At 58.5% G+C, this 12,867-nt stretch carries 11 protein-coding genes; 9 read left to right on the forward strand and 2 right to left on the reverse strand.

Annotation, left to right across the window (positions count from 1 at the left end):
* Positions 1 to 87 precede the first annotated feature (87 nt).
* From ABGT74_RS05515 to ABGT74_RS05530, 4 genes are all read left to right on the forward strand, one after another.
* Positions 88 to 1,047, forward strand: a complete 960-nt coding sequence (locus ABGT74_RS05515; protein WP_297282856.1) for a ribose-phosphate pyrophosphokinase — start codon at positions 88 to 90, stop codon at positions 1,045 to 1,047.
* Positions 1,048 to 1,157: 110 nt separating this feature from the next.
* Positions 1,158 to 1,943 (forward strand): TIGR00282 family metallophosphoesterase, encoded by a 786-nt coding sequence (locus ABGT74_RS05520; protein WP_297282857.1) that lies wholly within the window; start codon positions 1,158 to 1,160, stop codon positions 1,941 to 1,943.
* Between the two features lie 37 nt (positions 1,944 to 1,980).
* Complete coding sequence (locus ABGT74_RS05525) at positions 1,981 to 3,162, forward strand: metallophosphoesterase (RefSeq protein WP_297282858.1); 1,182 nt, start codon at positions 1,981 to 1,983, stop codon at positions 3,160 to 3,162.
* 250 nt (positions 3,163 to 3,412) lie between these two features.
* On the forward strand, positions 3,413 to 5,287 hold the full coding sequence (locus tag ABGT74_RS05530; RefSeq protein WP_297282859.1) for a DUF4914 family protein: 1,875 nt from the start codon (positions 3,413 to 3,415) through the stop codon (positions 5,285 to 5,287).
* Positions 5,288 to 5,347: 60 nt separating this feature from the next.
* Here ABGT74_RS05530 and tsaA read toward each other — a convergent pair whose 3' ends face one another.
* Positions 5,348 to 6,037 carry a tRNA (N6-threonylcarbamoyladenosine(37)-N6)-methyltransferase TrmO gene (gene tsaA / locus ABGT74_RS05535; protein WP_346704798.1) on the reverse strand — a complete coding sequence of 230 codons (690 nt, stop codon included), beginning with the start codon at positions 6,035 to 6,037 and terminating at the stop codon, positions 5,348 to 5,350.
* Between the two features lie 146 nt (positions 6,038 to 6,183).
* On the opposite strand from tsaA, the gene ABGT74_RS05540 reads away from it, so the two are divergent.
* The 3 genes from ABGT74_RS05540 to ABGT74_RS05550 all read left to right on the forward strand — a co-directional run bounded on the left by ABGT74_RS05540 (position 6,184) and on the right by ABGT74_RS05550 (position 9,938).
* Positions 6,184 to 6,864 (forward strand): response regulator transcription factor, encoded by a 681-nt coding sequence (locus tag ABGT74_RS05540; RefSeq protein ID WP_297282861.1) that lies wholly within the window; start codon positions 6,184 to 6,186, stop codon positions 6,862 to 6,864.
* A 3-nt stretch (positions 6,865 to 6,867) separates the two neighbouring features.
* A complete protein-coding gene (locus ABGT74_RS05545; protein ID WP_297282862.1) occupies positions 6,868 to 8,331 on the forward strand; it encodes a HAMP domain-containing sensor histidine kinase in 1,464 nt (487 codons plus the stop codon).
* A 149-nt stretch (positions 8,332 to 8,480) separates the two neighbouring features.
* On the forward strand, positions 8,481 to 9,938 hold the full coding sequence (locus ABGT74_RS05550; RefSeq protein ID WP_346704799.1) for a trypsin-like peptidase domain-containing protein: 1,458 nt from the start codon (positions 8,481 to 8,483) through the stop codon (positions 9,936 to 9,938).
* Between the two features lie 187 nt (positions 9,939 to 10,125).
* Here the strand turns inward: ABGT74_RS05550 and ABGT74_RS05555 are convergent, their stop codons facing one another.
* Positions 10,126 to 11,331 (reverse strand): ATP-binding protein, encoded by a 1,206-nt coding sequence (locus ABGT74_RS05555; protein WP_346704800.1) that lies wholly within the window; start codon positions 11,329 to 11,331, stop codon positions 10,126 to 10,128.
* Between the two features lie 106 nt (positions 11,332 to 11,437).
* On the opposite strand from ABGT74_RS05555, the gene ABGT74_RS05560 reads away from it, so the two are divergent.
* Positions 11,438 to 11,677 carry a putative Se/S carrier-like protein gene (locus ABGT74_RS05560; protein WP_297282865.1) on the forward strand — a complete coding sequence of 80 codons (240 nt, stop codon included), beginning with the start codon at positions 11,438 to 11,440 and terminating at the stop codon, positions 11,675 to 11,677.
* Positions 11,674 to 12,801 (forward strand): aminotransferase class V-fold PLP-dependent enzyme, encoded by a 1,128-nt coding sequence (locus tag ABGT74_RS05565; RefSeq protein ID WP_346704801.1) that lies wholly within the window; start codon positions 11,674 to 11,676, stop codon positions 12,799 to 12,801. Before ABGT74_RS05560 ends, ABGT74_RS05565 begins: the two co-directional genes overlap by 4 nt.
* Positions 12,802 to 12,867: the final 66 nt, after the last annotated feature.

Raw genomic sequence — 12,867 nt, forward strand, 5'->3', positions numbered from 1 at the left:
CGCCGCGAGGCACATGAAAAAGAGCAAAATAAAAAGTAAACATAGAAAAAACGGGATAAATTCTATCATTATGACGGAGGCTTACCAATGATTTCTCACGGAAAAAATATCAAAATTTTCTCCGGCAACTCTCACCCCGCACTGGCAATGCAGATTGCGTCCGCGCTCGGCCTGTCGATCGGTAAAGCGGCGATTTCCACCTTCGCGGACGGCGAAATCTCGGTTTCCATTTCCGAGTCCGTGCGCGGTTCGGACGTGTTTCTGGTACAGTCCACCTGCGGCCCGGTCAACAACAACCTGATGGAGCTGCTCATCATGATCGACTCCTGCAAGCGTGCGTCTGCCGGCCGCATCACGGCGGTTATCCCTTATTTCGGCTATGCGCGTCAGGACCGCAAGAGCAAGGCGCGCGACCCGATCTCGGCAAAGCTGGTTGCCAACCTCATCACCGCAGCAGGCGCAGACCGTGTGCTGACCATGGACCTGCATGCGGCGCAGATTCAGGGCTTTTTCGACATCCCGGTGGACAACATGCTCGGCTCTTCTGTGCTGATCCCGTATATCGCGGGCAAGTTCGGCGTGGGCACGGATGATACGGTTATCGTCTCTCCTGACCTTGGCTCGGTTACCCGTGCGCGTAAGTTCACCGAGAAGCTGGACATGCCGCTTGCCATCATCGACAAGCGCCGTCCGAAGGCGAATGTATCCGAGGTTATGAACATCATCGGTAACGTCGAGGGCAAAAAGTGCATCCTCGTGGACGACCTGATCGACACGGCGGGCACGCTGGTGCACGCAGCGGACGCGCTGGTCGAAAAGGGCGGCGCAACGGAGGTATATGCTTGCGCGACCCACGGCGTGCTGTCCGGTCCGGCGATCGAGCGTATCGAGAACAGCCCGATCAAGGAGCTGGCGATTCTGGATACCATCCCGCTGCCGAGCGAAAAGAAGCTGGACAAGATCAAGCTGCTGTCGGTAGCGCCGGTGCTCACGGAAGCCATCGCACGCATCTACGAAGAAGTTTCGGTTTCGACTCTGTTCGACTGAAACGGATGATTTGACAATTTGGGGGCGGACAACAGATGTTTGTCCGCCCCTTTGCTCTATCCGGCGGCGCTGCCGGACGGGGGAAAATCAAAGAAAAGCGAGGAACAGGAATGAAACTTCTCACGGTAGGCGATGTGGTCGGCGAGGCCGGCATCGACACCCTGCATGCGCTGTTGCGCCGCGTCAAACGCGCGCACAGCGTGGATTTTGTAATCGTCAATGGCGAAAACGCTGCTGGGCGCGGCATCACGCCCAAACAGGCGGACGATATTTTTGCCGCGGGCGCGGATGTGGTGACGTTGGGTAACCATGCGTTTTCCAAACAGCAGATCGCCGCTTACCTGGACGAACGGCAGGATATCCTGCGCCCGGCTAATCTTGCCCCGCAAAGCCCGGGACAGGGCTGGGGGATTTACGACGGTCCGCAGGGCTTGCGGCTGCTGGTGATGAACCTGATCGGTCGATGCGACATGCATTACGGACCGGATAACCCGTTTCTGTGCGCGGATAAAATTCTGCGTGAGGCAGAAGGCAAATATGACCTTGCGCTGGCGGAAATCCACGCGAATGCGACCAGCGAAAAGCTTGCGATGGGGTATTATCTGGACGGCCGCTGTGCTGCTGTGTGGGGCACGCACACCCATGTCCAGACCGCGGACGAACGCATCAACCCCAAAGGCTCGGGCTATATCACTGATCTGGGCATGACCGGTCCGATCGTGTCCGTGCTGGGCGTGCGGGTGGAGCAGTCGATCGCCATGTTTCGCGGCGATCTGACCGAGTATTTCAAGACCGCGCCGGGCGACTGCGCGCTGTCTGGCGCGGTGTTTGAGCTTGCGCGGGACGGAAAATGTACTTCGGTCACCCGCGTGTGGGAGCGCTGCGCGCAGCTGTAATGACAGAAAATCCATTGGTTGGAAAGGAGGGCGGCGTATGATTGCGATTTTTCTCGCTCCGGTTTATATCCTGCTCAACGTGTATTTGGCGCGCTGGGTGCTGCGCTGGACGGGCGCGTGCCATCGGCTTTGCGGCGCAAAGGCATTCCGCGTGGTGTTCATCGTGGTGTATGCGCTGGTCGCATCAGCGCCGCTGACCGGCTTTTTGATCCAGTCGCCGTATGCGTTACGGAAGTTTTTGCGGCAGGTCGGAAATTACTGGTTCGGCTGGATGCTGTATCTCGTGCTTGCAGTTTTGATCGTCGAAGTGGCACTGTTTGTGATACGCCGCGTGCGTGGCAAGGATTTTGAGCAGATGCAGCAGGTGCGGCGTGTGCAGGGCGGCGTGGCGCTTGCGTTGGTGTGTGCGGTCAGTTTTTACGGCATGGTGCACGCCAAACAGCTGTATGTGACTGAATATGACGTGACGCTGCAAGGCGCGGGCGAGGATATGACGGTCGCACTGCTGGCCGACCTGCATCTAGGCTACAGCACTGAGCCAGCGTATATCGAACGGGCAGTACAGGTGGTCAACGATATGCAGCCCGATCTGGTGGTGATCGCGGGTGACATATTCGATAACGAATATGAGGCGATTCCGCAGCCCGAGCGGATTGCGGCAGCGCTTGCGTCGCTCGACAGTACATATGGAACCTACGCCTGCTGGGGCAACCACGATCTGTCCGAGCCAATCTTGGCGGGTTTTACCTGGGATATAGCCGACGAGAACAAAAACGATCCGCGCATGGCGGAATTTTTGGAGGCAGCAGATGTAACACTATTGGAGGACCGTGCGGTGACACTGGAAAACGGTGTGCAGCTGGTCGGACGGCGTGACCCGTCCCGCAGCAACAAATTGGCGGAGCAGCGGCTCAGCCCAGAGCAGCTGGTCTCGTCGCTCAATCAGGAGCAGCCGATTTTTGTCATTGACCATCAGCCGGAGGAGTTGGAAGCTTTGGCGCAGGCGGGGGTTGATCTCGACCTGTCCGGTCATACGCACGACGGACAGTTATTCCCTGGCAATCTGCTGATGCGTCTGTTATGGGACAATGCTTGCGGCTGCGAGCAGATCGGGGATATGACTTCGGTCGTGACCAGCGGCCTTGGCGTCTGGGGGCCGGATATGCGTGTTGGTACGCGCAGCGAAGTGGTCTGTGTTTCTGTGCATTTTTCGGAATAATGCACGGCGGACAAGCGTCCGTGTGGGAAAAACAGATAAAAGAAGAGGGGGCTTTTGTACATTTTGCAAGAAGTTGTATAATAACTTGCAAAAATGCGAAAATTTGTTGACGGGACACCCTGTTTTGCAGTATGCTATAAATGAACAACAATTGGCCTGATTGCATTTATGGTGATGAGGCCTTGCAGCAGGCACACCGATAGGCGGCTTTGGGAAGGGCGCCGGCGGTGTGAAAGGAGGAAACAAACAGATGAACCCGTTGCTCAACAAATTCACTTTCACGGACGAGCTGAAGGATGTGCTCGAAAACTGTAAAGGCGTGTCGGTTCCGACCAGCAAGGCAGAGCTGTACGATATGGTCTTCGGTCCGGAGCATGCCGATGTGTATGACGTCGTGTTCGACGTGCCAGGTAAGGGCCCGGTCAAGGAAGCGGACGTAACACGATGCAAGAACGGTGCGTCGGTCAACTTCGTGGAGGATTATATGCGCCGCCGCGAGCCGGACTGCATGCGTATTGCAGACGACAAGCCGACCGATAAGAAGCGCTTTGCCGACGTTTACGGCTATCCCTTTACCGACCTGCGCCGCGAGACCATGGACTGGTTCAAGACGCAGGAGCTGATCCTGATGCCCTTTAATTCGGGCGGCAATATTTATGGCTACGGCTCCATGCTGGTCTGCCCCAAGCAGTGCGCGTTTTTCGCGTTTGCGCTGGCGCATCTGCAGGGCTTTGTTAACGCAGAGGAGAGCGAGGGCTACAAGCCGCGCGCGATCGTTTACGTTGCGCCGCCGTTCCGCCACACTCACTTTGAGGGCAAGCAGGTCGTTGTGCACAACCGTCTGGACGACTGCCATGAGGTATTCTCTTACAACCTTTACCCCGGCCCGTCCGCAAAGAAGGGCGTTTACTCGGTGCTGCTGGACATCGGCGAGCAGGAAGGCTGGACGACCTGCCATACGTCCTGCGGTCGTCTGGTAACGCCGTATGAAAACGAAATGGTCATCATGCACGAGGGCGCGTCCGGCGGCGGCAAGAGCGAAATGCTGCAGGACATCGCGCGTGAGCCGGACGGCCGCGTGCTGCTCTCCAAGAACACGGTTACCGGTGAAGAGACCTACCTCAACATGGGTGCAACTTGTGCGATCGAGCCGGTGTGCGACGATATGGCAACCTGCTATCCGCAGTTGCAGAACAAGTCTGGCAAGCTGGTACTGGTTGACGGTGAGGACGGCTGGTTCCTCCGCATGGACGGCGTAACGCACTACGGCTGCGACCCGGTGTACGAGCGCATCTGCACCGAGCCGAAGGAGCCGCTCTGCTTCTTTAACATGGAAGGCCATCCGGGCGCAACGCTGCTTATCTGGGAGCATACGCTCGATTCCAACGGCAAGCGCTGCTCCAATCCGCGTGCGATCGTGCCGCGCTGGGATGTGCCGCACATCGTCAAGGAGCCGGTGGAGGTTGACGTGCGTTCGTTCGGCGTTCGTATGCCCCCCTCGACCCGCGAGAACCCGAACTACGGCATCATGGGCATGATGCACATTATCCCGCCTGCACTGGCATGGCTGTGGCGTCTGGTAGCGCCGCGCGGCTTTAACAACCCCTCGATCGTCACCGGCAACGAGCTTAAGAGCGAGGGCGTTGGCTCGTACTGGCCGTTTGCGACCGGCCAGCGCGTCAAGCAGGCGAACCTGCTGCTCGAGCAGATCATGAACAGCCCGAACACCCGCTATGTGCTTATCCCGAACCAGCACATCGGTGTATACAAGGTCGGCTTTGCGGCTGAATGGATCTCCCGTGAGTATCTGGCACGCCACGGCGGCGCCAAGATTCGCCGCGAGCATCTCGAACCGGCTCGCTGCCCGCTGCTCGGCTACGCGATGAAGGATATGACCATCGACGGTCAGCGCATCCGCTCCAAGTATCTGCGCGTCGATACGCAGGATCGTGTCGGCACGGATGGCTATGACGCAGGCGCGAAGATTCTGACCGACTTCTTCCGCAAGGAGTTGTCGAAGTTTGATACGCCTGAGTTGGATCCGCGCGGCAAGCAGATCATCGACTGCTTCATGAACGGCGGCTCGCTCGAGGATTTTGAAGCGATCACCCCGACCAATCTGTAATCCTTCGATTGAACGGAAACACAAAAAAACCGCTCCCATGGGGAGCGGTTTTTTATTGCATTAGGGGATGGGGATGATATCCTGCACGGTCAAGATGCTGCCCTCGACGGAAAAGCGCACCTCGCAGCCCGCAAACGGGAAACCGTAAACACGGTCCGGCTCATGTTGGTAGCCCGGACGCGGGTCCTGCGCCAGCACAGCAAGCAGCGCATCGCGCCGCCCTGCGGGCAGATGGTCGAGCAGCGCGTCCGTGCAGCATACTTGCAGCACACCGTCACGGTTTTGCAGTGCAAAGCCGCCGGATGCTTCGGGATGCGCGTCGGTGTAGGCTAAATAGGGCTTGATGTCGAAAATCGGCGTGCCGTCCATTAAGTCGGCGCCCGAAACATGTAGCACCGGCCCATCCGGCGTGTGCAGGTCTACTCGGTCGAGCCGCACGGAGGAAAGCCCGATCGCGTTCGGGCGGAAAGGGGAGCGGGTGGCAAATACGCCCATGCGCCGGTTGCCGCCCAGCTTGGGCGGGCGCACGGTGGGTGACCAGCCGTCGCGTACGGCTTCGGAGAACTGCCAGATCAGCCAGAGGTGGGAAAAACCCTCGATGCCGCGCAGCGCGTCCGCGTTGCGGTATTCCGGCTCGAATACAATGCGCGCGGGCGCATCAGCCAGTCCGCTTTGCCGCGGGATGCCGAATTTGGTGGGGAAATCGCTGCGGATGCGCGCGATGATATGCATGGGAACGGTTTGGGACATAAACGATCTTCCTTTGCCATTGATGTGTCCAGTATAGCATGTCCGCGCGGGCCGCGCAATTCTTCCGGCTTTTACAGATTGTTAATGCATTCATCGGCGAAAAGCGGTATAATGAAAACATACTGATGAGAAAGCAGGGGTAAACTGTGGCAAAAAAGATACTCATCGTCGAAGACGAAGCAAATATTCGCGAGCTGCTGCGCTTGTATCTGGAGCGCGAGGGCTACGCGGTGATCGAAGCGGCAAACGGCGTGGAGGGCATCAAACTGTGGAAGTCCGAGAAGCCGGATATGCTGCTGCTGGATGTGATGATGCCGGTGATGGACGGCTGGGCGGTCTGCAAGGAGATCCGCGCGGAAAGTGACGTGCCGATCATTATGCTGACGGCAAAGGGCGAAACCGCCGACCGTGTTTCCGGTCTGGAAATGGGCGCGGATGACTATATCGTCAAGCCGCTCGAGATGCCGGAGGTCATTGCGCGCGTGCGCGCGGTGTTCCGCCGTATGGCACCGGACGACGCACCTGAGAAGCTGACGTTTGACAATCTGGTGATCGACAAGCAGGCGTATGATTTGGTCATCAAGGGCAAGCGCGTCGATGCACCGCCCAAGGAGATCGAGCTGCTCTACTATCTTGCCTCCAGCCCGAACCGTGTGTTCACGCGCGCGCAGCTGCTGGACGATGTGTGGGGGTTTGACTATTTCGGCGACACCCGCACGGTGGATGTACATGTCAAACGTCTGCGCGAAAAGCTGGAGGGCGTTTCGGATAAATGGGAAGTGAAAACCGTTTGGGGCGTCGGCTATAAGTTCGAGACCAAGGAGTAAACCATGGGCAGACGCAGCTTTTTTTTCAAGAACTATGTCACGCACCTGCTGCTGATCGTGTGTGCATTTGCAATTGCGGGCGGCGTATTCTATTACCAGATGGGCAATTATGCGCTGCAAACCAAGCAGGCAGAACTGCGCACGACCGTGCAGAGCCTGGCAGAGCAGACCCGGTTGATGCTGGGTACGGATTCCGAAGTAATCCGGGAAATCTATATGCTGTCGATCAGCACAGTGGCCAAGGAGGACGCCATCACAGTCTATGTCACCGACCGGGACGGCGTGATCCAGATGATTGCCGGACCGGACGGCGAGGCGGCAAAGGTGTCGGGCTGGATGGTTCCGCAGGAGGTAACTGACCAGGTCCGCAAGACGGGCAGCTATGCGGAAGTCGGTCAGCTGGGCGTGCTGGGTGACCGATCCAGCTATACGGTTGGCACGCGCGTGTTGGGAGACAACGGCGAGGTCAGCGCAATGGTCTTTGTCTATACGCAGGATGCGACCGCCGCAGGGGTGGTTCGCCATTCTACGCAGACACTGGTGCTTATTCTGCTGATTACGCTCGCGGTGGCGCTGGTGTTGTCCTTTATCTTGTCGCAGCACATGACGCGGCCACTCAAGGTGATTGCAGCGGCGGCAAAGGAGTTTGCTGCGGGCAATTTTGATGTGCGCGTGCCGGAGGATAATCACTGCTATGAGATCGACGAGTTGGCGGTATCCTTTAACAACATGGCGCGCGACCTCGACCAGTTGGAGGAGTTGACACGCGGCTTCATTTCCAATGTCAGCCACGAATTCAAAACCCCGATGACGACGATCGGCGGCTTTGTCGATGGCATGATTGATGGCACCATTCCAGTTGAGCAGCGCGATAAATACCTGCGCATCATTGCGGAGGAAACGCGCCGCCTGTCCCGCATGGTCAACCGCATGCTGGACGCGGCCAAGATTCAGTCGGGCGAACTCATCCTCAACCCGGCCCCGTTTGATTTTTCTGAGATGACCAGCCAGATCATCCTGTCCTTTGAGCAGAAAATCGAGAAAAAGCAGCTCGAGGTCGAGTGCGATCTGGACGACCGTCTAATCGTCATGGGCGATCGCGACCATCTGTATCGCGCGGTGTATAATCTGGTGGATAATGCGGTGAAATTTATCAATGAAGGTGGCAGGTTGTGCTTGCGGGCGCATCCGGAGAACAATTTCTGCGCGTTTTCCATCACCAACACCGGTATCGGCATCTCGCCAGAGGATTTGCCGCACGTGTTTGGCCGCTTCTATAAGGCAGATCGTTCGCGGTCGATGGACAAAACGGGCGCGGGACTCGGCTTGTATATTGTCAAGAATATCATCAATCTGCACGGCGGAGAAATCTCCGTGCGGTCGGACGACGGCGAGACGGAATTCTCCTTTACGCTGCCGCTGGCGCCCCAGCAGCTGCCTGGCAGCGCCAAAAATCCACAGAAATAAACAGCAAACCGTCCGTTTGGCACATATCACATGTGAGGGAAACGGGCGGTTTGCCCGCGCTTGTTCAAAAAATATTCATATTGTTTTCAACAAACCGCCACAATGGCGGGTTAGAATGAAATCACAAAATCGATAGGGAGGTCAGAACAATGGATGACTTTAACAATAAAAATACCAATATGACGCCGGAATCACGCGGCGATGAGCATACCGAGCCGCAGCAGCCCACGATGGAGCAACCGGCAGCAGAATCGCAGTACACAGAGCCGCGCACGCCGTACCAGACACCGGTGCAGCATCCGGAATATCATCAGGCGGCGCAGCAGCCGTATGGCGGTGCACCGTACACGCAGGACCCGATGGGAGCGGGGCAACAGCCCCCGCAGCCCCCGAAAAAGAAAAAACATGGTAAGGCGATTGCGCTCGGCCTTGGCGGTGTTGCGGCGGCGTGCCTGCTGTTTGCAGGCGGTGCGCTGATCGGGCATATGGTGAATACGGGCGACGGCAGCGCAGTGACGGCAAGCGCGCAGGCAGGTGACTTGCCTACCGTGCAGCTGAATGATACGCCGGACCTCGACCCGGATAATTACGATGTGGTCAACGGTCTGGCAGGCGAGGAAATTTACAAAAAGGTCAGCCCGTCTATTGTTTCGGTCATTTCGACCACTGCAAGCGGGACGGGTTCCGGCTCGGGTGTCATCATGAGCGAGGACGGCTACATCATCACTAACAACCATGTGGTGGAGGATGCCCAGAGCGTGACTGTGCAGCTGAGCGACGGCACGCAGTATGAGGCTACGATCGTCGGCACGGATGAGCAGACCGATCTGGCAGTGCTCAAGGTCGAGCCGGAAGGCACGCTGACCGCTGCGGAATTCGGCAATTCGGATGAGCTGCAGCCCGGCGAATATGCTTACGCGATCGGCTCGCCTGGCGGCGTACAGTTTGCCAACACGATCACCGGCGGCCGCATTTCCGCCATCAACCGCGACGTAACCATAAACGACCGCGTCATGACTCTGATCCAGACCGATGCCTCTATCAACCCGGGCAACTCGGGCGGCGCGCTGATCAACAAGTATGGTCAGGTGGTCGGCATCACCTCTGCAAAGCTGTCCAGCAGCGGCTTTGGTGAAGCATCGGTCGAGGGCATGGGCTTTGCCATCCCGATCAACACGGCCAAGGAGGTCGTTGACGAGCTGATTGCCAACGGCTATGTAGCGGGACGTCCGTCCATCGGCATTACGGGCAGCAACGTAGAGTCTGCCGACGGCAGCATCGCGGGCGTTCAGGTTTATTCGATCGACTCGCGCGCCAAGGCAGCAAGCGAAGGCTTGCAGGTGGGCGATATCATCACCGCGGCCAACGGTACGCCGACCCCGACCATGGATGACATCAACGCAATCAAGGAAGATATGAAGGCAGGCGACAAGCTGACGCTGACAGTTTATCGTATTTCGACCGGAAAGATGGTCAACCTGACCGTGACGCTGACCGATGCGCACGATCTGGAGGGCGAGGACCCGGCGGCGGAAAGCGATCAGAACAGCCAGAGCAGCAACGGCGGTTCGCAGTATCAGAACCCGTTCTCGTACTTCGGCTGGTAAAAAATGCTTCGATCGAACCGTACAGGTTCGATCGAGGGGGACGCGCCGTTGGAAATCGCGGATGCGTCCCGAAAGAGAAAAAGTTCCGATAAACGGAACTTTTTCTCTCCTTTGATGAAAAGAACCGCCATTTGGCGGTTCTTTTCTGCTATATACGCGTTTTATAACGCGGTTTTGGTGTATCGGGTCACTTTTCGTATTTTTCAGCCATCTGCTGGCTGATGAACTGGCGCGCGGTGCGCGGAGAGCGCCCATTGCGGCGCAGCGCGAAGCGCTCCGCCAGCAGATGCAGCTGATCCTCAGGCAGCGCAAGACCGCTTTCCGCAGCAAGCTGGTCAACAATGTACAGATATTCGTCCTTATCCGGTACGGAGAAGGTGATCTCCAGACCGAACCGGTCGGAAAGCGAGGTGACAGTCTCCAAACTGTCGCGCACGCGCACGTCGTCGCCCTCGCGGTCGGCAAAGCTCTCGCGGATCAGGTGACGGCGGTTGCTGGTCGCATAAATGACCAGATTGGCGGGTTTGCCTGCAAGACCGCCCTCGATGAACGCCTTGAGCGCGGCAAAGTTATCGTCCTCGCGGCTGAAGGTGAGGTCGTCCAGAAAGACAATGAAGCGGAAGGGCGAGCGCAGCGTCTCCGCAAAAATTTTCGGGAAGCAGGTGATGTGCCGCGGCGACATTTCAATGATTTTCAGGCCGCGCTCGGCGTATTCGTTGACCACAGCCTTGACGGTCGAGGATTTGCCCGTGCCCTTGTCGCCGTACAGCAGGATATTGTTGGCCTCGCGCCCGTCGAGGAAAGCGCGGGTGTTCTTGAGGATTTGCTGCTTCTGGCGTTCGTAGCCGGGCAGGTCATGCAGACGGATGGCATCGGGATGCACGATCGGGGCAACCGTGCCGTCGTCCTGCACGGCAAAGGCAGAGGACTGCGCGAAAAAGCCGTAGCCCTGTGCACGGTAGTAACTGGCCAGCGCTGCGCCGTCCCGGAAGGGCAGCGGAGACGAGGCAGGGAAGTCCGGCAGGGTCAGCAGCGCGGGCGCATTGTAGCGTCCCGCCGCGGCAGTCTTGAGTGCCGTGCCGTCAATGGCGAGCAGCGCGTTCAGCGCTTCGATATCAAGCGTTGCCGCATCCAGCAGCGTGGACGCAGGGGCGGCAAGCGTGTCGGTCAGAGTGTTCACATCATAGTGGACAGCGTCAAGCAGCGCCTTCGATGCATCGCCGCAGGCATATTGCACGGCGCACAGTGCGCCGTAGGCATCGGCAAAGCATTCTGCGTTTGCGCCATCCAAAAAGCCCAACGTCTCCAAATAGGCATGTACCAGCGGATGCTGCTGCAGGCCGCGCAGTGCGGAAAGTGCATGCAGACGCAGGGAAAGGGCGGAAAGTTCCATAGCTGTTCCCTCCAGGGATGAATTTTTGTGCAGCACCAGCATAGCACACTTCGGCGCGCTTTTCAACATAGCATGACAATAGTCTATGTTGGAGGGAGAGTCAGCAATGAGCCAATATGCTCTTATGATATGCCGCAGCCAGACCGAAGCGGTCGGCCTGCGGCGCCATTTGGGACAGATGGGAGTACCGGGCGAGGTGGTGCGTCCGCCGCGGCATGCACGCACGGATTCCTGTAGCTGGGCGGTGCGCATCGGCGCGCAGCACTCAGAGGAAGCGCTCCGCCGGATGCGGCAGCTGGGCATCTCGCCTTGTCGTGTCATACCGGACGAGGGGGCGAGCGTATGATCTATTTGGATAACGCAGCAACCACCCTACACAAGCCGCGCGCAGTGGATGAAGCGATGCGTCGCACGATGCATGCGGCGGCGGGCTATGCGCGCGGCGGCTATGCGGCTGCGATGCGCGCAGGGGAAACCGTGTACGCCTGCCGGGAGCAGGCGGCGGCGCTCTTCGGGGTACAGGACCCGGCACGCGTGGTGTTCACGATGAATGCCACACACGCGCTCAATCTGGCGATCCATGCGCTGGCGCAGCCGGAAACGCGCGTCGTGGTCAGCGGCTATGAGCACAACGCGGTCATGCGGCCGCTTGCGCTGCGCGGCATCGAGCCGGTCGTGCTGGATACGCCGCTGTGGGACGGGGAGGCGATGGTGCAGCGGGCAAAGCAGGCGCTGGAAGATGGGGCGGAGTTGTTTATCCTCAACCATGTGTCCAATGTGTTCGGCTTTGTCACACCGTTTGAACAAATCGCAGACCTGCTGGATGCGGCGGGCGTTTCGCTCATCCTGGATGCATCACAGTCCGCGGGCATCATCCAGATCGACGTGCGGCGGCATCCGTGTCTGGCGGCGGTCTGCATGCCGGGGCACAAGGGGTTGTACGGCCCACAGGGCACGGGCATCCTGCTGGCACTCGATGACCGGATCACAGCGCATCCGCTGCTGGCGGGCGGCACAGGAAGCCGTTCGGAGGAAATGCAGCAGCCGGACTTCCTGCCGGACGCTCTGGAAAGCGGCACACCCAATGTGCCGGGTATTGCGGGGCTGTCCGCTGGGCTGGCATTTGTGCGGTCGGTCGGCCCAGCAAACATTCTGGCGCATGAGCAACACCTGATGCGTGAATTTGTCCGTGCATTGGAACAGGAAAAGCGCATCGAGTGCTTTTCCCATCCCGGTCAAACCGGGGTTTTGTCTGTGCGCGTGCACAGCGCGGCCTGCGAAGCGGTGGCGGAAACCCTTGCGCGGCAGGGCGTTGCCGTGCGTGCGGGTCTGCATTGCGCGCCGCTTGCGCACCGCACCGCAGGCACAGAGGAGAGCGGTACGATCCGCTTTTCACTCTCATTTTACTCGACAGCGCACCAGCTGGAGCATGCTGCCGAGCTACTGTGCCAAACCGTAAAAAATCTGTGAATACGCTATACAGGGGACGGGATTTGTGGTAGTATAAATAAGGAAAAAATCTGCCTTTCGCACAAA

Origin of the sequence: uncultured Agathobaculum sp. (genome assembly GCF_963927765.1) — a bacterium.
Lineage (GTDB): Bacteria > Bacillota > Clostridia > Oscillospirales > Butyricicoccaceae > Agathobaculum.